This is a genomic window from Sutcliffiella horikoshii (assembly GCF_002157855.1).
Taxonomy (GTDB): Bacteria; Bacillota; Bacilli; order Bacillales; family Bacillaceae_I; genus Sutcliffiella_A; species Sutcliffiella_A horikoshii_C.
The window spans coordinates 24,875-45,460 of sequence record NZ_CP020880.1; the positions used below are offsets into that span (position 1 = coordinate 24,875).

A 20,586-nucleotide genomic window follows, 5' to 3' on the forward strand; every position below is an offset into this window, starting at 1 on the left:
TATTCTATCATAGATATGAGGGTTGTGGAGGAACAATTTGAGGGAGGTTAGGGATTGGATATAACGGGTCGATCTCCGTTCCAGGCGCTTCGCTTGCCTGCGGGCGTCTGCGCGCCTTCCACTACGATCAACTAGGTTACTGCATGAAATATTAAAGGACCGGGTTTCCCCAGTCCTTAGTAGTAGTAATAGTAACGTTCGGTTGGGTTTTTGACGACGTTGAAGTTATCGGTGATCAGAAGCCAGTTTTGCGGGAAAGGCAGGCCGAGCTTCCAATAGCTGATACCGCGTATGTTGAGTTCTTTTATGAGATTAAATTTAGCCTGTATGGACCGTGCGTCTTCAAACCAGACTTCGTGCTCCTTGCCGTCTTTTGTATAGTTAAAGTGGGGTGCCTGTGCCTCTTCGTCGTAAGCAATAGCAACATTGTTGTTGGCTGCAAGTTCTATGGCTGCCTGCGGGCTTATCGCTTTAGCAAATTCTCCGCCTTGGACAAAGGGAAGCGTCCAGTCATATCCATAGAGATTTTGCCCCATCATAATTTTTTCACTCGGCATTTCCGTAATGGCGTATTCTAGTACTTCTCGGACAGGACCAATCGGAGAGACTGCCATCGGTGGACCTCCGCTATATCCCCACTCATAGGTCATAATGACGACAAAATCAACAATTTCGCCGTGTGTTTTGTAGTCATGGGCTTCATACCACTTTCCTTTTTGGTCGGCCTTTGTTTTGGGAGCTAGGGCGGTGGAGATAAGCCATCCTTCCTTTTTAAACCGATCCCGTGCCTTTCTTAAAAATGTATTGTAGGCTTCTTTATCTGCCGGTCGTAAATATTCAAAGTCAAAGTGAATGTCTTTGAAGTTATATTTTTTGGCAGTGGCAACGACATTATCCAGGAATTTGTTTTGAACCTGCATATCTGTCAGGATGATGCGACCAAGTTCGTCACTGAAACCATCCTCTTCTAAATTGGTTAACACCATCATTAAAATGACATTGTCTTCTGCAGCGATGGCAGGCAGATTAGTCAATGGTGGTTCCTTTAATGAACCATCTCGCAATACCTGAAAACTGAATGGTGCGAGGTAGGTTAAATAGGGAGCGGCATTGCGCGAGCTCTGTTGGAGTTCTTGTGATACGGTGTTTCCGCGAGGCTCCACATACGCATTGATTTCCGCTTCTCGTTTTGGTTGTGGTGGAATATAAAGGCGTAGCCCCACTCGCAAAGGAGCGGCAGGATTTAATTGGTTTATATCAATTAACTGTTCAGGTGTAATGTTGTATCTTCTGGCTATAGAAAAAATCGTATCTCCCTGTTGGACAAAATAAAAACGCCCCACAATTGGGATCACCAGTGCCTGGCCGACAACGAGCCTGTCGGGGTTGGGAAGATCATTGGCTTCTATAATATCCTGTGGGGTTGTGGCATATGCCTGTGCAATCCCGCTTAGCGACTGTCCTTGGCTTACGACATGTATTTGCATGGTTCGTCCCTCCTATTCAATATCCTTTACCAATGTATGAACGGGTCAGGGGATTCATGCAAGCAACCTTACTGTTGACTTAGAAACTTCTCTGTTGGACTGACATCGGCCTTTAACACATTTTCCATCATGCGTAATGCGTACATATGGTCGTCATCATCTGCAGAAGCTATTGCATCACTGGGGATTACTAACTCAAACTCCCGCATATAGGCATCATTTGCTGTGAACAGAACACATATATTCCCTGCAAGTCCCGTAAGGATAAGTTTCTTAACATGAAGTTGAGAGAGCAAGGTATGCAATGCCGTCCCAAAAAAGGCAGAATGTTTTGGCTTGATGAGGAAAAAGTCGTCACCAGAAGGATACAATGCCTTCATGATCGGATCGCTCCATTTGTTTGTGCATTTATCCATGATTTTGTCGTAATCGGCCTGCCATAAGTTATAATGGTCATTAATATAGATAACGGGAAGTCCTTTCTTATGCATGACTTCCTTGATTGCTTTAATATTTGGGACAATCTTGGTTGTTTTTTCTGCAAGGATGCTTCCGTGTTTAAACTGAAAATCATTGATGATATCGATTATTAATAGAGCCGTTTGTTTCATTATGTAAAATCACCTCTGAAGGTTAGTCTATGGAAAAGAGGTGGAGAATATAAATATGCAAGGAAAAGAAGGGAAAGGTCTAAAATGCAAGATGAACATTTTATGAAGTTGGCGATAGAAGAGGCGAAAAAAGCGGAGGCGCTAAAGGAAGTACCAATTGGTGCCGTTCTTGTGCATGATGGAAAAGTTATCTCTAAAGGATATAACCTACGGGAGACCACTCAAAGGTCCATTACCCACGCCGAAATAATGGTCATTGATCAAGCGTGTGAAGCTTTGCAAACATGGAGATTAGAAGAAGCCACTTTATATGTAACATTGGAACCATGTCCCATGTGTGCCGGAGCGATCATCCAATCGCGCATTAAGAAAGTAGTATATGGTGCCAAGGATCCAAAAGCGGGTTGTGCAGGTACGCTAATGAACATATTGCAAGATTCTCGATTTAACCACCAAACAGAAGTAGTAAGTGGTATAATGGAAGAAGAATGTGGGGAATTGCTGTCCTCCTTTTTCAAAAAGCTTCGTCAGCAGAAAAAAGAGAAGAAACTCCGTGAATCAAACTCCTAATAATTTACAGGAGTAGACGGTTGCATTTTTCACTCTTACCCGTTATACTAAATTATGCGTCGAGTTAATGACGCAACCAACTTATGGTTTTAATTTTGTCGTGCTAAGCGGGGAGGTAGCGGTGCCCTGAACTCGCAATCCGCTCTAGCGAGGCTGAATCCCTTCTCGAGGTTAGTAGACTGTAGGGTCTGCCTCAAGTAAGTGGTGTTGACACCTGGGTCCTGCGCAATGGGAACCCGTGAACCATGTCAGGTCCGGAAGGAAGCAGCATTAAGCGGACTCTCTCATGTGCCGTAGGGTTGCCTGGGTCGAGCTAACTGCTTGAGTAACGCTTATGGTGACTAATCGACAGAAGGTGCACGGCAGTTTAATAATACAAACCAAACTCACTCCAATCTCTGGGGTGAGTTTTTTCATATATAAAATGTAAAACAGACTAGTGGATTGGAGCGAAAGGCAATCCACTCCGGCGGGAGGTAGCGGTAGGTTGAGACCCCACAGGCGAAGCTGAGGAGGCTCAAGTATCGCCCCGCGGAAAGCGAGTGCATGCAGCGGAAAGGAACGGTAAATATATAGAGTCAATTAATAATGATAGACATGGAACAAACATTTTATTTTCCACAAGCCATACGGTATAATGAAAGAGGATAAAAAAGAAGGAGGGCATATTGGTGGCATATCAAGCTTTATATCGTGTTTTTAGACCACAAACCTTTGCAGATGTCGTGGGACAAGAACATATAACCAAAACCTTACAAAACGCCCTGCTTCAACAGAAGTTTTCTCACGCCTACTTGTTCTCCGGTCCAAGAGGAACAGGAAAAACAAGTGCGGCAAAAATACTAGCAAAAGCAGTCAACTGCGAACATGCACCAGTTGCAGAACCATGCAACGAATGTTCCGCCTGTAAAGGAATTACGGACGGTTCCATTTCAGATGTCATCGAAATAGATGCAGCCTCCAATAATGGTGTAGACGAAATCCGGGACATCCGCGACAAAGTCAAATATGCTCCAAGTTCTGTAAAATATAAAGTATATATTATAGATGAAGTACATATGCTTTCCATCGGTGCATTCAACGCGTTACTTAAAACGTTAGAAGAACCACCAAAACACGTTATCTTTATTTTGGCTACAACCGAGCCCCATAAGATTCCGCTTACTATCATCTCGCGTTGTCAGCGATTTGATTTTAAAAGGATTACGGGTGAGTCTATTGTCGGTAGGCTGGCTACTGTTTTACAAGCTCAAGAAATAGAGGCAGAGCCCCAAGCATTGGCGATCATTGCCCGAGCGGCTGAAGGGGGGATGCGTGATGCCCTCAGTTTGATGGATCAGGCCATCTCCTTCAGTAACGGTTTGTTAACTGTTCAAGATGCACTAGCCATAACGGGATCTGTCTCCCAAAGCTTTATGACAGATATCGTAAACGGCCTGTATCACAAAAATGTGGCCCAAGCGCTGGATTCTCTGAATCAGGTATTCCAATCAGGTAAAGATCCTGCAAGGTTTTTAGAAGATCTTATTTTCTATTACCGGGACATGCTTTTATATAAAACGGCACCTAACTTGGAACAAATTTTGGACAGGGTACAGGTGGACGAAGCCTTTCAACGGTTTGCAGAGGAAATACCTGCAGAAACTATCTATGAGACGATTGATATCCTGAATAAAAGCCAGCAGGAAATGAAGTGGACCAATCATCCGCGTATTTACCTCGAAGTGGCGATTGTGAAGCTTTGTCAGCTTGAAGCCCAAGCGAAGGAATCGGCGAATCAAGACCAGGTAAATCTTTTGCAAAAGAAGATTGCTATGCTCGAAAGCAAAGTAAAAGAGCTTGCAGCAGGGAATGTAGGGGGAGCGGCAAAAGCAAATGCACCAAGTAAGGCCCCTTCAAGAAGTGGGGGAGGCTCCAGAAATGGCTTCAAGCCCGCGACAGGTCGAATCCAGGAAGTGCTGAAGCAGGCAACAAGAGGTGACTTGGAAAGCATTAAAGGCAGCTGGGCACAATTGCTTGAAGCACTTCGCAAGCAAAATAAAGTATCTCATGCTGCATTATTGACGGACAGTGAACCTGTAGCTGCAGCAAGCAGTGCTTTTGTGTTAAAGTTTAAATATGAGATACATTGCAAGATGGCATCAGATGAACCGGTTAAGCAAAACCTGGAACAAATTATCCTGGATCTTACCGGAAAATCATATGACATGCTGGCCGTTCCCGAAGAAGAATGGCTGAAGATCCGAGAGGGCTTTATTCGCGGACAAAAAAATGATGAAGAGGGCAGCGAAACGCAAGATGACCCGTTCATTGAAGAAGCGAAGAAACTTGTCGGCCCCGATCTTGTAGAAATTAAAGAATAATAAACAATAATAAAAAGATATTAGGAGGAATTTATTATGATGCGTGGCGGCGGAATGGGTAACATGCAAAAAATGATGAAACAAATGCAAAAGATGCAAAAGGATATGGCGAAAGCACAGGAAGAGCTAGCTGAAAAGACAATGGAAGGAACTGCTGGCGGTGGAATGGTCACAGTGGTAGTCAATGGTCAAAAAGAAATCATTGAAGTGAATATTAAGGAAGAAGTAGTAGACCCGGAAGATATCGAAATGCTTCAAGACTTAGTTCTTGCTGCAACAAACGATGCCCTTAAGAAAATGGAAGAGCTGACAAACGATACAATGGGCCAGTTCACTAAAGGGTTAAACATGCCAGGACTATTCTAGGAGGACCTTTATGCATTATCCTGAGCCTATATCAAAGCTGATTGACAGCTTTATGAAATTGCCAGGTATCGGCCCGAAAACGGCCGCTCGTCTGGCTTTTTTCGTACTTAACATGAAAGAAGATACCGTATTGGACTTTGCAAAAGCATTAGTAAATGCAAAGAGAAACCTTTCCTATTGTTCTATATGCGGACATATCACAGATAAAGATCCTTGCTATATATGTGAGGATAATAGAAGAGACAGAACCATTATCTGCGTGGTACAGGAAACGAAAGATGTTATCGCGATGGAAAAAATGCGGGACTATAATGGTCTTTATCATGTCCTTCACGGAGCAATATCCCCAATGGATGGAATCGGTCCAGAGGATATCAAAATACCGGAACTTATTAAACGATTGCAAGATGATGAAGTGCAAGAACTCATCCTTGCAACCAACCCAAATATTGAAGGCGAAGCAACCGCGATGTATATTTCTAGACTATTAAAGCCATCCGGAATAAAAATGACCCGTATTGCTCATGGACTTCCTGTTGGAGGAGATCTAGAATATGCAGATGAGGTAACGTTATCCAAAGCCCTTGAAGGCAGAAGAGAAATATAAGGTAAGTTAAATGTAAGAAAACGATTCATGATCTCAGACAAAGGGGTTATCATAACCTATGTTTTTTCGAAAAAAAGACCGCTTAAAAAAACAATATGATGCCAAGTTGATGGAAACAACGGAAGACTGTAAGAATCGCTGGGCCAAACAAAAAAGTTTGGTAGATAAAAGCGTCGATCCTTCAGAAGAAGTCATCTGTCAATTGAAAGTTGCAGAAGCAAAGTATCTCTTCCTATTAAGGGAAGTCCGAACTCGTATGGTAAAGAAGTAGCTGGGGATTTCCTTAGCTGCTTTTTTTATGCATTCAAAATCTTGTTATTAAAGTAGCGAGTTCTTAATCTCTTCTAACATTCATATAGTTTAGTACAAGCTGGCAAGAGGAGGGATTATGATGGAACCGTTACTTGTAATAGGTGTGATATGCGGGTTGATCCTGCTTGTTCTGTTGGTGGGGACACCGATAAAACCGTTGCGCTTTGCAGGACAGGCGCTTATAAAAGTAATGATCGGTGCACTTTTTCTATTCTTTTTAAATGCATTCGGAAACTCGATGGGGATTTATGTACCAATCAATCCTGCTACCGCTGCAGTCTCAGGTCTGCTGGGGATACCGGGCGTCGTATCATTGGTGATCATTCAAATGTATATATTATAAGAAGGTAAGTTTGACTGTTTTTTAGTGACGGTTTAAGTCTAATAAACTGATAACACCGCCCTCCTAGAAAAAAAGGAGGTTTTTTTATTTTTTTCGTTGACTTACCTTTATTAAAGATGGTATATTAGATTCCGTTGTCACAAACGACCGCATACATCCTTTGAAAATAACTTTTAAAAAGTTGTTGACTTCATTCGAAAGTGTGTGGTAAGATAATAAAGTCGCTTCGAGAGAACGACCAAAAAGAGTTCTTTGAAAACTAAACAAAACAACAGCGTCATAACGTCGGTTCTACGGAACACGACAAAATGATTTAAGTAACACAAGCTAGCAAATTTTGAGCAAAAGCTCAGACTCTTTATTGGAGAGTTTGATCCTGGCTCAGGACGAACGCTGGCGGCGTGCCTAATACATGCAAGTCGAGCGGACCTTTCAAAAGCTTGCTTTTGAAAGGTCAGCGGCGGACGGGTGAGTAACACGTGGGCAACCTGCCTGTAAGACTGGGATAACTTCGGGAAACCGGAGCTAATACCGGATAATATAAAGAACCTCCTGGTTCTTTGTTGAAAGATGGTTTCGGCTATCACTTACAGATGGGCCCGCGGCGCATTAGCTAGTTGGTGAGGTAACGGCTCACCAAGGCGACGATGCGTAGCCGACCTGAGAGGGTGATCGGCCACACTGGGACTGAGACACGGCCCAGACTCCTACGGGAGGCAGCAGTAGGGAATCTTCCACAATGGACGAAAGTCTGATGGAGCAACGCCGCGTGAGCGATGAAGGCCTTCGGGTCGTAAAGCTCTGTTGTTAGGGAAGAACAAGTGCGAGAGTAACTGCTCGCACCTTGACGGTACCTAACCAGAAAGCCACGGCTAACTACGTGCCAGCAGCCGCGGTAATACGTAGGTGGCAAGCGTTGTCCGGAATTATTGGGCGTAAAGCGCGCGCAGGTGGTCCTTTAAGTCTGATGTGAAAGCCCACGGCTCAACCGTGGAGGGTCATTGGAAACTGGGGGACTTGAGTGCAGAAGAGGAAAGTGGAATTCCAAGTGTAGCGGTGAAATGCGTAGAGATTTGGAGGAACACCAGTGGCGAAGGCGACTTTCTGGTCTGTAACTGACACTGAGGCGCGAAAGCGTGGGGAGCAAACAGGATTAGATACCCTGGTAGTCCACGCCGTAAACGATGAGTGCTAAGTGTTAGAGGGTTTCCGCCCTTTAGTGCTGCAGCTAACGCATTAAGCACTCCGCCTGGGGAGTACGGTCGCAAGACTGAAACTCAAAGGAATTGACGGGGGCCCGCACAAGCGGTGGAGCATGTGGTTTAATTCGAAGCAACGCGAAGAACCTTACCAGGTCTTGACATCCTCTGACACTCCTAGAGATAGGACGTTCCCCTTCGGGGGACAGAGTGACAGGTGGTGCATGGTTGTCGTCAGCTCGTGTCGTGAGATGTTGGGTTAAGTCCCGCAACGAGCGCAACCCTTGATCTTAGTTGCCAGCATTCAGTTGGGCACTCTAAGGTGACTGCCGGTGACAAACCGGAGGAAGGTGGGGATGACGTCAAATCATCATGCCCCTTATGACCTGGGCTACACACGTGCTACAATGGACGGTACAAAGGGCAGCAAAACCGCGAGGTCGAGCCAATCCCATAAAACCGTTCTCAGTTCGGATTGCAGGCTGCAACTCGCCTGCATGAAGCCGGAATCGCTAGTAATCGCGGATCAGCATGCCGCGGTGAATACGTTCCCGGGCCTTGTACACACCGCCCGTCACACCACGAGAGTTTGTAACACCCGAAGTCGGTGGGGTAACCTTTTGGAGCCAGCCGCCTAAGGTGGGACAGATGATTGGGGTGAAGTCGTAACAAGGTAGCCGTATCGGAAGGTGCGGCTGGATCACCTCCTTTCTAAGGAATGTACGCTTGTTGTTTTGTTTAGTTTTGAGAGAGCATTCTCTCATATTAGATAAATCTTCGGATTTATCCTTAGACAATTCTTACGAATTGTCCCAGTTGTTCCTTGAAAACTAGATAATGTAACTAATATCAAGATATTCACAGAATATCGTTCATCTTAGTAATTTTCTTTATAGATATCATCGCTGATATCGACACATGACCATATTGGTCAACGGTTAAGTTATTAAGGGCGCACGGTGGATGCCTTGGCACTAGGAGCCGATGAAGGACGGGACTAACACCGATATGCTTCGGGGAGCTGTAAGTAAGCTTTGATCCGGAGATTTCCGAATGGGGAAACCCACTGCTCGTAATGGAGCAGTATCCTTATCTGAATACATAGGGTATGGAAGGCAGACCCGGGGAACTGAAACATCTTAGTACCCGGAGGAAGAGAAAGCAAACGCGATTTCCTGAGTAGCGGCGAGCGAAACGGAATTAGCCCAAACCAAGAGGCTTGCCTCTTGGGGTTGTAGGACACTCAACATGGAGTTACAAAGGAACGGGGTAAATGAAGCGATCTGGAAAGGTCCGTCATAGAAGGTAAAAACCCTGTAGTTGAAACTTCGTTCCCTCCTGAGTGGATCCTGAGTACGGCGGGACACGAGAAATCCCGTCGGAAGCAGGGAGGACCATCTCCCAAGGCTAAATACTCCCTAGTGACCGATAGTGAACCAGTACCGTGAGGGAAAGGTGAAAAGCACCCCGGAAGGGGAGTGAAATAGATCCTGAAACCGTGTGCCTACAAGTAGTTAGAGCCCGTTAATGGGTGATAGCGTGCCTTTTGTAGAATGAACCGGCGAGTTACGATTACGTGCAAGGTTAAGTCGATGAGACGGAGCCGTAGCGAAAGCGAGTCTGAATAGGGCGCATGAGTACGTGGTCGTAGACCCGAAACCAGGTGATCTACCCATGTCCAGGGTGAAGTTCAGGTAACACTGAATGGAGGCCCGAACCGACTCACGTTGAAAAGTGAGCGGATGAGGTGTGGGTAGGGGTGAAATGCCAATCGAACCTGGAGATAGCTGGTTCTCTCCGAAATAGCTTTAGGGCTAGCCTCATGTGTTAGAGTCTTGGAGGTAGAGCACTGATTGGACTAGGGGTCCTCATCGGATTACCGAATTCAGTCAAACTCCGAATGCCAAAGACTTATCCATGGGAGTCAGACTGCGAGTGATAAGATCCGTAGTCAAGAGGGAAACAGCCCAGACCGCCAGCTAAGGTCCCCAAGTATACGTTAAGTGGAAAAGGATGTGGAGTTGCTTAGACAACCAGGATGTTGGCTTAGAAGCAGCCACCATTTAAAGAGTGCGTAATAGCTCACTGGTCGAGTGACTCTGCGCCGAAAATGTACCGGGGCTAAACGTATCACCGAAGCTGCGGACTGTTCTTACGAACAGTGGTAGGAGAGCGTTCTAAGGGCGTTGAAGCTAGACCGTAAGGACTGGTGGAGCGCTTAGAAGTGAGAATGCCGGTATGAGTAGCGAAAGAAGGGTGAGAATCCCTTCCACCGAATGCCTAAGGTTTCCTGAGGAAGGCTCGTCCGCTCAGGGTTAGTCGGGACCTAAGCCGAGGCCGAAAGGCGTAGGCGATGGATAACAGGTTGATATTCCTGTACCACCTCCACTCCGTTTGAGCAATGGGGGGACGCAGAAGGATAGGGTAAGCGCGCTGTTGGATATGCGCGTCTAAGCAGTAAGGCTGAGAAGTAGGCAAATCCGCTTCTCATTAAGGCTGAGCTGTGATAGCGAGGGAAATATAGTACCGAAGTTCCTGATTTCACACTGCCAAGAAAAGCCTCTAGCGAGGAGTATGGTGCCCGTACCGCAAACCGACACAGGTAGGCGAGGAGAGAATCCTAAGGTGAGCGAGAGAACTCTGGTTAAGGAACTCGGCAAAATGACCCCGTAACTTCGGGAGAAGGGGTGCTCTGTTAGGGTGTTAAAGCCCGAGAGAGCCGCAGTGAATAGGCCCAGGCGACTGTTTAGCAAAAACACAGGTCTCTGCGAAGCCGTAAGGCGAAGTATAGGGGCTGACGCCTGCCCGGTGCTGGAAGGTTAAGGGGAGAGGTTAGCGCAAGCGAAGCTTTGAACCGAAGCCCCAGTAAACGGCGGCCGTAACTATAACGGTCCTAAGGTAGCGAAATTCCTTGTCGGGTAAGTTCCGACCCGCACGAAAGGCGTAACGATCTGGGCACTGTCTCAACCAGAGACTCGGTGAAATTATAGTACCTGTGAAGATGCAGGTTACCCGCGACAGGACGGAAAGACCCCGTGGAGCTTTACTGTAGCCTGATATTGAATTTTGGTACAGCTTGTACAGGATAGGTAGGAGCCTGAGAAGCCGGAGCGCTAGCTTCGGTGGAGGCGTCGGTGGGATACTACCCTGGCTGTATTGAAATTCTAACCCGCAGCCCTTATCGGGCTGGGAGACAGTGTCAGGTGGGCAGTTTGACTGGGGCGGTCGCCTCCTAAAGAGTAACGGAGGCGCCCAAAGGTTCCCTCAGAATGGTTGGAAATCATTCGCAGAGTGTAAAGGCACAAGGGAGCTTGACTGCGAGACCTACAAGTCGAGCAGGGACGAAAGTCGGGCTTAGTGATCCGGTGGTTCCGCATGGAAGGGCCATCGCTCAACGGATAAAAGCTACCCCGGGGATAACAGGCTTATCTCCCCCAAGAGTCCACATCGACGGGGAGGTTTGGCACCTCGATGTCGGCTCATCGCATCCTGGGGCTGTAGTCGGTCCCAAGGGTTGGGCTGTTCGCCCATTAAAGCGGTACGCGAGCTGGGTTCAGAACGTCGTGAGACAGTTCGGTCCCTATCCGTCGTGGGCGCAGGAAATTTGAGAGGAGCTGTCCTTAGTACGAGAGGACCGGGATGGACGCACCGCTGGTGTACCAGTTGTCTTGCCAAAGGCATAGCTGGGTAGCTACGTGCGGACGGGATAAGTGCTGAAAGCATCTAAGCATGAAGCCCCCCTCAAGATGAGATTTCCTTTTGCTTCGGCAAGTAAGATCCCTGAAAGATGATCAGGTAGATAGGTTCGAGGTGGAAGCGTGGCGACACGTGCAGCTGACGAATACTAATCGATCGAGGACTTAACCCAATTAAGTATCGAAATAAGTGAACGATATGAATTTCTTGATATGAACACATTATCTAGTTTTGAAGGATCAACCTTCAACTGAATATGTCTGGTAATGATGGCGAAGAGGTCACACCCGTTCCCATACCGAACACGGAAGTTAAGCTCTTCAGCGCCGATGGTAGTTGGGGGATCTCCCCCTGTGAGAGTAGGACGTTGCCAGGCAAATTTATGGAAGACCAGTGCTTAATGCGCTGGTTTTTTTTGTGCTTTCTTTGTTGGAGATGAGGTGCCATTTTTGTATATTTGTGTCGAATAACGGTTAAATCGTCTAACTTAGCGGATAAATGGAAAAGTTCGTGGATAAACTAGAAAGTTCGCGGATAAATGGAAAAGTTCGTGGATAATTCGAAAAGTTGAACTGTAAAACACGGTTCATAAAAACAAGACCTGTCACCTCGATCCCAATTCCACCCCAACACACCGCCCCCATCTTTTTTTATTCAAAGACAAACACAGACTAGTAGGCTTTACATACACTAGATGTAGGAGATTGGTAGGCTGGGATTTTACTAAAGTAGTATACAATTTTTAGATCTGGTTAGAATAGTGGATGGAGGTGGAGAAAGAGACATGAAGTCAGCCATTCATTCATCATTTGGGGAAACGTGTATAGTTTGTGAAGAACAAAAAGAAAAAGGAATCCATTTATACACCGAGTTTATCTGCACGGAATGTGAGGAAACGATGCTTCAGACGGATGTGGAAGATCCAAAATATAAGTTTTATCTAAAACAGTTGAAAAAGATCACCATTCCAAAAATTTATTCGTAGTGTCGATTCCCAATCATTTAAAAAGAACCTTTAAATTTAATAGTTTATTATGATGAAAAGTCCTAGAAAATAGGGCTTTTATTTTTGTAACCATCGACTTGATTAGCGGGTGACTATAAGTCTAAAGTTCTATCCGTTATAATGGAGGGAGTGAAACGATTAATTTAGAGGGTGTGCACATGTTAGATCAAAAAAAGACACCTTTGTTTTCAGGATTAAAGAGTCATTGGGAAGCTACACCATTGTCTGGGCATGTCCCTGGTCATAAGTTTGGTACTGTTTTTCCTGAGAAAGCAAGGGTTTATTTTAACGATATATTGAAGTTGGATGTGACGGAGATTACAGGGATGGATGATTTACATGATCCAGAGGGCATGATAGCTGAGGCGCAGCACTTGGCCAGTGACTTATATGGTTCTGAACAAACATTTTTTCTCGTGAATGGTTCCACAGTAGGAAACTTGGCCATGATTTTAGCTACATGCAGGAGAGGTAGCAAGGTCCTGGTGCAGAGAAATTGTCATAAGTCAGTTTTGAATGGATTGGAGCTTGCAGGAGCAGATCCCGTTTTTTTACCATGTGAAGTGGATGATAATATGGGTGTTGCCGTCTCTGTCGACTTAGCTTATCTATACAAGGCATTGGAAACGACAGAAGGTGTAACGGCTGTGGTGTTGACCAACCCTAATTATTATGGGGTGGCAATAGATTTGGAAGATGTCGTAAAGGCTATACATAGTTATAATATACCTGTTTTAGTGGATGAAGCGCATGGTGCCCACTTTCTATTAGGGGAACCTTTTCCTAATTCGGCATTGGCAAGTGGAGCGGATGTGGTGGTGCAATCTGCGCATAAGACACTGCCTGCAATGACGATGGGTTCATGGTTGCATGTACAGGGGAAAATGGTGGTGAAAGAAAGAATCTTTCATTATCTTAAAATGTTGCAATCGAGCAGCCCTTCTTATCCTTTAATGGCATCCTTGGATATTGCCAGATACCATCTTGCAAGTATGTCCCCACAGGTGATAGAAACAATTGTAGAAGATATTAAAGGCGTCCACCATGCGCTGAAGACGGTAAAGGAAGTAGAAGTGGTTAAGCCAAGAGACAATCGTTTACTTGTCGACCCTTTAAAGCTTACATTGCGCTCCAACAACGGGCTGAGTGGGTTTGAACTTTCCACTCTTTTAGAAAAGGAAGGCCTTTTTGTGGAGCTGGCAGACCCTAAAAATGTATTAATTATTTTGCCACTAGCGGTTAATGAGAAAAAACATGATATGATAGAGAGAATAGTCCGGGCTGTATCCAAAGAAACAGAAGGAAGCTTGAGAAAGGAACAGATTATACTTCCTCCCTTTCCGGCTGAGATTAGTGAACTTTCCATTCCTTTCAGCGAACAAGCGGACTATCAAAGGGTAAAATGCCTGATAGAGGAAGCAATTGGTGAAGTCGCTGCCGAAGCGATCGTGCCGTATCCTCCTGGAATCCCACTTTTATTTAATGGGGAGAAGATAACAAGCTCCACGGTGGAATACATAAAGGCTCTTCAGCAGATCGGTGCGAGGTTTCAAGCAAGCGAAGCGTTTAAAAGTAATTATATTTATATATATAAGAAGATAAAGGAGTAACAGGATTGTGAAGGGATTATTTATTACATTTGAAGGACCTGAGGGTGCAGGGAAGACGTCTGTCATTCAAAAGTTGGCAGCTGAATTGACTGAACAGGAATATCCCATCTTACTAACAAGGGAACCAGGCGGCATCGCAATAGCCGAACAGATCCGTCATGTTATATTAGATTGTGACAATACCGAGATGGATGCGAGAACGGAAGCATTGCTATATGCTGCTGCTCGCCGTCAGCACTTGGTGGAGCGGGTCATACCTGCATTGAAGGAAAATAAGATTGTCCTGTGTGACCGTTTTATCGATAGTTCTCTTGCGTATCAAGGGTATGCGAGGGGAATTGGTGTAGAAGACGTGCTTAGCATCAATGAGTTCGCAACAGAAAAAATGTTGCCTTCGCTAACGATTTATTTTGACATAGAGCCGGAAGCAGGACTTAAGCGAATAGCAGCGAATAATAATCGAGAAATAAACCGTTTAGATCAAGAAAAACTAGATTTCCATTATAAAGTGAAAGAAGGATATGATCTTGTAAAAGAAAAGTATGGAGAAAGAATTAGGGTGGTGGATGCGTCCATGGATTTCGAATCCGTATGCAACCAAGCTCGAGAGGTTCTCATCTCCTATTTTTCCAAACACGGATTCTAATTCCTATCATAAAAATAAATTACCATATACGAAATAATGAAGTGAAAGATATTTAATGGTAAAATAAAGGAGGCACTTTAAATGAAGATGATTATGGCAGTTATCCAGGATAAAGACAGTAATCGTTTAATGAATGCTTTGGTGGAACATAATTTCCGTGCAACAAAACTTGCGAGTACAGGCGGCTTTTTGAAGTCTGGAAATACCACGTTTATGATTGGAACGGAAGACGTTCGCGTACAAAAGGCATTGGATATCATTAAAGACAATTGCCAGCACCGTCAGCAATTGGTTGCACCTGTTTCACCTATGGGTGGGAATGCAGATTCCTATGTTCCATACCCGGTAGAGGTGGAAGTGGGCGGCGCAACGGTCTTTGTATTACCTATTGAGCATTTTCATCAATTCTAACGTTTAAGCGGCTGAAAGGCTGCTTTTTTCAGATAAGTTCCAGGAAACGATATGGGAAAGGGACATGGAAGTCATGAAAATTTCAACCGATCTTAGAACAAACGTAGACAATGCAAGGTTGGATATGAGAAGCGGCTCTGCTGCCACCACTGCCTTTGGGGAGGTCATGCAAAGACACTCCAGCAAGTTGCATAACCAACAGTTGCAGGTACTGATGAAAGATATAGAATTAGTAGGCGACCGCTTGGGGAATTCTCGCTCTTTCCAAGACTTGGCCAAGTATAAAACACTTGTAAAACGTTTTATGGAAGAAGCGGTTGAATTTGGAATGGAGTTAAACCAGTCCCACCATTGGTCACATGATGGACATTCAAGGCATCTGCAAGTGGTAAAGCAGGTGGACGAGGAACTTCTCGGCCTAACGGAAAAGGTCATGAGCCAAGAAGAGTCAAGAATAAACATATTAAGCAGTATTGGTGAGATCAAAGGGTTGCTCATCAATTTATATATGTAGGTTAGTGAGTGATAAACAGTGATTAAAAGTTGGTCGGATCTACAAAACCAGCCTACCGTTGCAAGAATTGTTACAAACAGTTTAGAGCGGAATAGAATAGCCCATGCATATTTGCTGGATGGGATGAAGGGCACCGGAAAAAAAGAAGTAAGCTACCTATTTGCAAAAAGCTTATTGTGTAAAGACTTACAAGGAGTCAATCCGTGTCAGAGCTGTTCAAATTGTAAGCGAATAGATTCGAGGAATCATCCAGATGTCCATGTCGTGGAACCGGATGGTAACTCTATAAAGAAGCAACAAATTCAATTCTTGCAAGAGGAATTCACGAAAACTGGTTTGGAATCTAAGAGGAAAATCTATATTATTGATCATGCAGATAAGATGACGACCAATGCAGCCAATAGTTTACTGAAATTCTTGGAAGAACCGAACCAAGAAACGTTTGCTTTCTTATTGACGGAAAATGTCAATCAAATGTTAAATACCATCATCTCCAGGTGTCAGCCGTTATCATTCCGCGCATTAACATCAGAAGGACTGGTAGCAAAGCTTACAGCGGAAGATATTCCACTGCCATTAGCCAAGTCAGCGGCATCTTTAACGAATAGTTTAGAGGAAGCAGTAGAATTATGTCGAGATGATTGGTTTGCGCTGGCTAGAAGCTTAGTGATAAAATTGTATGAAGCAATATTTAATCGTCCTCAGGCATCTTTGCTATTTATACAAGAAAAATGGATGCCCCATTTTTCCGATAGAAAGCAACTGGAGATAGGTTTAGATTTAATGCTATTTATTTATAAAGATATGCTGTATGCTCAGTTATCCAAAGAGGAGCAGCTGGTGTTTGTCGACGAGAAAGAATTGATTCAAAAGTTGGCACTCCAGACGACTCAACAGCGAGTGACCGAGCAATTGTCCTATATATTACAGAGCAAATCTCGGTTGGCATCGAATGTGAATCCGCACCTTCTCATGGAACAATTAGCGTTAAACTTGCAGGAGGGATATTAGTTTGTATGAAGTAGTGGGAGTTCGTTTTAAAAAAGCAGGAAAAATATACTATTTTGACCCAAATGGGCTTGATATAAAAGATAATGAGTTTGTCATTGTGGAAACAGTAAGAGGCGTGGAGTTCGGAAAGGCTGTCATCGGTCAAAAGAAAGTCGAAGAAAATGATGTCGTACTGCCTTTGAAAAAAGTACTCCGCATTGCTGATCAGAAAGACCGACTTATTGTAGAAGAAAATAAAAAGGCTGCAAACGAAGCGTTTGATGTATGTTTCGGTAAAGTAAATGACCATGGGCTGGACATGAAGCTAGTCGATGTGGAATACACATTTGATCGAAATAAGATCATCTTCTATTTCACAGCCGATGGACGTGTGGATTTCAGGGAACTTGTAAAAGACCTTGCTTCCATATTCCGTACCAGAATCGAACTTAGACAAATTGGTGTTCGTGATGAAGCCAAACTTTTGGGTGGTATCGGCCCTTGTGGACGCATGCTTTGCTGTTCCACATTCCTGGGAGACTTTGAACCGGTATCCATCAAAATGGCGAAGGATCAAAACCTGTCGTTGAATCCTTCCAAGATTTCTGGACTATGTGGTCGTCTAATGTGCTGTCTGAAGTATGAAAATGACGAATACGAGTCCGCCAAAGAACAATTACCGGATTTGGATGAAGTAATAAAAACACCAAATGGGGTAGGCCGGGTTGTAGGATTGAATATACTCGAACGCGTGCTTCAAGTGGAGTTGTCCGGGAAGGACCGAGTGGTCGAATTTTCTCTAGACGAATTACTTCAAGAGGGAGCCGTTTCAACGCAAGCCACAGATTAAGAGGTGGAAAACTTGGACAAGAAGGAAATATTTGATTCTGTCAGCAATATGGAAGAACAGATCGGACATCTATATAAACAGCTTGGAGATTTAAAAGAACACCTTGCCCTGATTATAGAAGAGAATAACAGTGTGCTAGTGGAAAATAGCCACCTCCGCAAACGTCTAGAGCAGATGACGGCTGTGGAGGAGCAGGCTCCATTGCCGGAACATAAACGCAAGAGAAAGCAGCAGGAGCAAAAACAGACGGATGTGGGCGAGGGTTATGATAATTTGGCCAGGCTCTATCAGGAAGGGTTTCATATTTGCAACCTGAATTTCGGCAGTCCCCGCAAAGAAGGGGATTGTATGTTTTGCTTGTCTTTTCTTAATAAGAAGTAGAGAGTCGCTTCTCCGTAACGGGGTGGCGGCTTTTTGTTTGTTTGTCTTAGTACGTTTGATTTCCGTTCCAGGCGCTTCGCATGCCTGCGGGCGGTCCGTGAGCCTCCTCACAACGTTTCACGGGGCTCAATCTACCGTTACTCCCCCGCTGGAGTCTCACACCTTGCACTCCAATCTACAGGTGAATGGAGTAAGCTATACTTACCCACATTCTCTTTTATGTTTTTTGTGGGGATTGCGTTATAATAGGGAAAGATTATGGTACGAAAGGGTTTTGTTTGATGAAAGAGGTAGACCTTATAGGCGATGAGCGTTTGGATTATTTGTTGGCGGAGAATTTGCGGATAATACAGAGTCCCTCTGTGTTTTCCTTTTCGTTGGATGCTGTCCTATTGGCACAATTTGTGTATGTTCCGATCCAAAAAGGAAACATTATGGACCTTTGCACAGGCAATGGCATTATCCCGCTACTATTAAGTAAGCGGACAAGAGGGAATATCACAGGAGTAGAAATCCAAGAACGGCTTGCCGGCATGGCTGAGCGAAGCTTTTCTTATAATGGGTTAGAGGATCGTTTGAAAATCATTAATATGGATTTGAAAGAGCTTCCGGCAATGTTAGAGAACAAGAAATATGATGTGGTGACGTGCAATCCTCCTTATTTTCCTTTAACAGAGCAGGAAGAAAAGATAAACAGTAATATTCACTATGCCATCGCAAGGCATGAAATAGAATGCACACTGCAGGATGTGGTACGGGTTTGCAGCCAAATTACGAAACAAGGCGGTAAAGTCGCTTTTGTACATCGTCCTGGCAGGCTACTTGATATCATCTCCTTGATGAGAAAATACCGCATAGAACCAAAGCGTCTTCAATTTGTTCATTCTAAACTAGGAAAACCCGCAAACACACTTCTAATAGAAGGAATTAAGGACGGCAATCCCGACTTAAAAATCCTCCCACCACTTTTGGTGTACGACGAAAAAGGCGAATACACACCAGAAGTAAGGAAAATGCTTTTTGGAGAAGAACAAGTTTAATCATAAAAGAGGGATACATTATGGATTTATGGCAACAAAATAGCTTCAGCGAATCTTACACTCAAGGCAGACTTTATCTTATACCTACCCCAATTGGGAACCTAGAAGACATCACCTACCGTTCCCTAAGGATGCTTAAAGAAGTCGACTATATCGCTGCAGAAGATACAAGAAACACCAAAAAACTATGTAACTATTTTGAAATAACCACTCCACTGATCAGTTATCACGAACACAACAAAGAACAAAGCGGTAGAAAAATAATTGATCTATTAAAAGATGGCAAGGACATTGGTCTCGTCAGTGATGCCGGCATGCCGTCCATCTCAGATCCTGGTTATGAAATAGTGGTAGAAGCACTCGAAGAAAAGCTGTATGTCGTTCCTTTGCCAGGAGCAAACGCAGCACTAACAGCTTTAATCGCATCCGGATTAGTTTCACAGCCTTTTTATTTTTATGGTTTCCTTGATCGTCAAAAGAAGGAAAAGAAAAAGGAACTGGAGCGGCTGAAAAAGTTCACAGATACCTTTATTCTTTACGAATCCCCACATCGTTTGAAGGACACACTCAGCCTGATGCATGACATTCTTGGTAACCGGTCCATCGTTATGAGCCGCGAACTTACGAAAAAATTTGAAGAGTTCACAAGAGGCAGCATCTCTGATGTATTGGCTCTTTATGAGGAACAAGGAATCAAGGGTGAGTGTTGCATTATAATAGAAGGAAGTAGTGAAGAAGACAGCGATGAAACAGAATCCTGGTGGCAGGACCTTTCAATTATAGAGCATGTCCAACAGGTAATGGAGACAGAAGGCCATTCATCCAAAGAAGCTATCAAACAAGTCTCCAAAGAACGAAACCTCCCAAAACGAGAAGTATACCAAGCATTTCATGTGGAATAGTAATAAGATTCTCCCTGAAGATTGTAGTGCAAGGTATGAGACTCCAGCGGGGGAGTAACGGTAGGTTGAGACCCCTGAAGCGTTGGAGGAGGCTCAAGCACCGTCTCGCGGAAAGCGAATATCTGGAACGGATATCGGAAGGCGTTCAACGGAATATTTTTGCATATAAAAAAGAGGGTGCCGGAGCACCCTCTTTTGTTGTTCACATTACTTAGCTTGTAAGTTGTTTTGGATCTCTTGGATAATTTTTTCTGCACCTTCACGGCTTAAGATGATTTTTCCATCTGCAAGAGTAAGGTTGTTGTCAGAAACTTCACCAGTAACTTGGCAAGTCATGTTTGGCTTATATTTTTTCAAGATGATTTTTTCGTCATCAACATAAATCTCCAAAGCGTCTTTTTCTGCAATTCCTAAAGTTCTGCGAAGCTCGATAGGAATAACCACGCGGCCTAACTCGTCAACTTTACGTACAATACCAGTAGATTTCATAAGAAAAATACCCCTCTCCAAATTATAAGTTTTATTTAGTATTATTAATCTATCATTTTCGTCATTATTCGACAAATCTAACGTGTTTCCATCATAACAATTTTTACAAAATCCGTCAACAATTATGTTTGAAAATATTTGTATTTCTTTTAAAAAATGTATTCCAAAAGCGGAAAAACAGCTTTGTAATAAG

The 20,586-nt window shown here is 44.2% G+C and carries 19 protein-coding genes, 3 rRNA genes and 1 other RNA gene; 20 read left to right on the forward strand and 3 right to left on the reverse strand.

What is annotated here, in order from left to right:
• Nucleotides 1-176: 176 nt before the first annotated feature.
• Nucleotides 177-1,487 (reverse strand): glycoside hydrolase family 18 protein, encoded by a 1,311-nt coding sequence (locus B4U37_RS00115; protein WP_088016619.1) that lies wholly within the window; start codon nucleotides 1,485-1,487, stop codon nucleotides 177-179.
• A 68-nt stretch (nucleotides 1,488-1,555) separates the two neighbouring features.
• On the reverse strand, nucleotides 1,556-2,098 hold the full coding sequence (locus tag B4U37_RS00120; RefSeq protein WP_088016620.1) for a cysteine hydrolase family protein: 543 nt from the start codon (nucleotides 2,096-2,098) through the stop codon (nucleotides 1,556-1,558).
• A gap of 84 nt (nucleotides 2,099-2,182) precedes the next feature.
• Here B4U37_RS00120 and tadA point away from each other — a divergent pair, with 84 nt between their 5' ends.
• The 20 genes from tadA (at nucleotide 2,183) to rsmI (ending at nucleotide 19,904) form a co-directional block, all read left to right on the forward strand.
• On the forward strand, nucleotides 2,183-2,668 hold the full coding sequence (gene tadA / locus B4U37_RS00125; RefSeq protein WP_088016621.1) for a tRNA adenosine(34) deaminase TadA: 486 nt from the start codon (nucleotides 2,183-2,185) through the stop codon (nucleotides 2,666-2,668).
• 98 nt (nucleotides 2,669-2,766) lie between these two features.
• Nucleotides 2,767-3,031: signal recognition particle sRNA large type (gene ffs, locus B4U37_RS00130), an RNA gene on the forward strand.
• 308 nt (nucleotides 3,032-3,339) lie between these two features.
• Nucleotides 3,340-5,031 carry a DNA polymerase III subunit gamma/tau gene (gene dnaX, locus B4U37_RS00135; RefSeq protein WP_088016622.1) on the forward strand — a complete coding sequence of 564 codons (1,692 nt, stop codon included), beginning with the start codon at nucleotides 3,340-3,342 and terminating at the stop codon, nucleotides 5,029-5,031.
• 39 nt (nucleotides 5,032-5,070) lie between these two features.
• Complete coding sequence (locus B4U37_RS00140; RefSeq protein ID WP_087942025.1) at nucleotides 5,071-5,397, forward strand: YbaB/EbfC family nucleoid-associated protein; 327 nt, start codon at nucleotides 5,071-5,073, stop codon at nucleotides 5,395-5,397.
• 10 nt (nucleotides 5,398-5,407) lie between these two features.
• Nucleotides 5,408-6,004, forward strand: a complete 597-nt coding sequence (gene recR / locus B4U37_RS00145; protein ID WP_088016623.1) for a recombination mediator RecR — start codon at nucleotides 5,408-5,410, stop codon at nucleotides 6,002-6,004.
• A gap of 58 nt (nucleotides 6,005-6,062) precedes the next feature.
• A complete protein-coding gene (locus B4U37_RS00150) occupies nucleotides 6,063-6,275 on the forward strand; it encodes a YaaL family protein (RefSeq protein ID WP_010191340.1) in 213 nt (70 codons plus the stop codon).
• Between the two features lie 120 nt (nucleotides 6,276-6,395).
• On the forward strand, nucleotides 6,396-6,659 hold the full coding sequence (locus B4U37_RS00155; protein ID WP_088016624.1) for a pro-sigmaK processing inhibitor BofA family protein: 264 nt from the start codon (nucleotides 6,396-6,398) through the stop codon (nucleotides 6,657-6,659).
• 358 nt (nucleotides 6,660-7,017) lie between these two features.
• Nucleotides 7,018-8,569, forward strand: a 16S ribosomal RNA gene (locus B4U37_RS00160).
• Nucleotides 8,570-8,794: 225 nt separating this feature from the next.
• Nucleotides 8,795-11,726, forward strand: a 23S ribosomal RNA gene (locus tag B4U37_RS00165).
• Between the two features lie 87 nt (nucleotides 11,727-11,813).
• Nucleotides 11,814-11,930: ribosomal RNA gene (gene rrf / locus B4U37_RS00170) — 5S ribosomal RNA — on the forward strand.
• Together the 16S, 23S and 5S rRNA genes form the textbook arrangement of a ribosomal RNA operon.
• Before the next feature lie 408 nt (nucleotides 11,931-12,338).
• Complete coding sequence (locus tag B4U37_RS00175; RefSeq protein ID WP_088016625.1) at nucleotides 12,339-12,539, forward strand: sigma factor G inhibitor Gin; 201 nt, start codon at nucleotides 12,339-12,341, stop codon at nucleotides 12,537-12,539.
• A gap of 179 nt (nucleotides 12,540-12,718) precedes the next feature.
• On the forward strand, nucleotides 12,719-14,170 hold the full coding sequence (locus tag B4U37_RS00180) for an aminotransferase class I/II-fold pyridoxal phosphate-dependent enzyme (RefSeq protein WP_088016626.1): 1,452 nt from the start codon (nucleotides 12,719-12,721) through the stop codon (nucleotides 14,168-14,170).
• 7 nt (nucleotides 14,171-14,177) lie between these two features.
• The gene (tmk, locus tag B4U37_RS00185; protein ID WP_198317060.1) at nucleotides 14,178-14,816 is read left to right on the forward strand and encodes a dTMP kinase; all 639 of its coding nucleotides are present in this window, start codon (nucleotides 14,178-14,180) and stop codon (nucleotides 14,814-14,816) included.
• Between the two features lie 81 nt (nucleotides 14,817-14,897).
• Entirely contained in the window at nucleotides 14,898-15,227 is a 330-nt protein-coding gene (locus B4U37_RS00190; RefSeq protein ID WP_010191354.1) for a cyclic di-AMP receptor DarA, read from the forward strand.
• A 73-nt stretch (nucleotides 15,228-15,300) separates the two neighbouring features.
• Complete coding sequence (locus tag B4U37_RS00195) at nucleotides 15,301-15,741, forward strand: YaaR family protein (RefSeq protein ID WP_088020064.1); 441 nt, start codon at nucleotides 15,301-15,303, stop codon at nucleotides 15,739-15,741.
• A gap of 18 nt (nucleotides 15,742-15,759) precedes the next feature.
• Nucleotides 15,760-16,752, forward strand: coding sequence for a DNA polymerase III subunit delta' (gene holB / locus B4U37_RS00200; RefSeq protein ID WP_088016628.1), 993 nt, complete (start codon nucleotides 15,760-15,762; stop codon nucleotides 16,750-16,752).
• Between the two features lies 1 nt (nucleotide 16,753).
• Entirely contained in the window at nucleotides 16,754-17,581 is an 828-nt protein-coding gene (locus tag B4U37_RS00205; protein ID WP_010191360.1) for a PSP1 domain-containing protein, read from the forward strand.
• A gap of 12 nt (nucleotides 17,582-17,593) precedes the next feature.
• A complete protein-coding gene (gene yabA / locus B4U37_RS00210; protein ID WP_010191361.1) occupies nucleotides 17,594-17,962 on the forward strand; it encodes a DNA replication initiation control protein YabA in 369 nt (122 codons plus the stop codon).
• Nucleotides 17,963-18,243: 281 nt separating this feature from the next.
• Nucleotides 18,244-19,002 carry a tRNA1(Val) (adenine(37)-N6)-methyltransferase gene (locus tag B4U37_RS00215; protein WP_088016629.1) on the forward strand — a complete coding sequence of 253 codons (759 nt, stop codon included), beginning with the start codon at nucleotides 18,244-18,246 and terminating at the stop codon, nucleotides 19,000-19,002.
• 20 nt (nucleotides 19,003-19,022) lie between these two features.
• Nucleotides 19,023-19,904, forward strand: a complete 882-nt coding sequence (gene rsmI / locus B4U37_RS00220) for a 16S rRNA (cytidine(1402)-2'-O)-methyltransferase (protein ID WP_088016630.1) — start codon at nucleotides 19,023-19,025, stop codon at nucleotides 19,902-19,904.
• A gap of 207 nt (nucleotides 19,905-20,111) precedes the next feature.
• Here rsmI and B4U37_RS00225 read toward each other — a convergent pair whose 3' ends face one another.
• Nucleotides 20,112-20,393, reverse strand: coding sequence for a transition state genes transcriptional regulator AbrB (locus B4U37_RS00225; protein WP_010191364.1), 282 nt, complete (start codon nucleotides 20,391-20,393; stop codon nucleotides 20,112-20,114).
• Nucleotides 20,394-20,586: the final 193 nt, after the last annotated feature.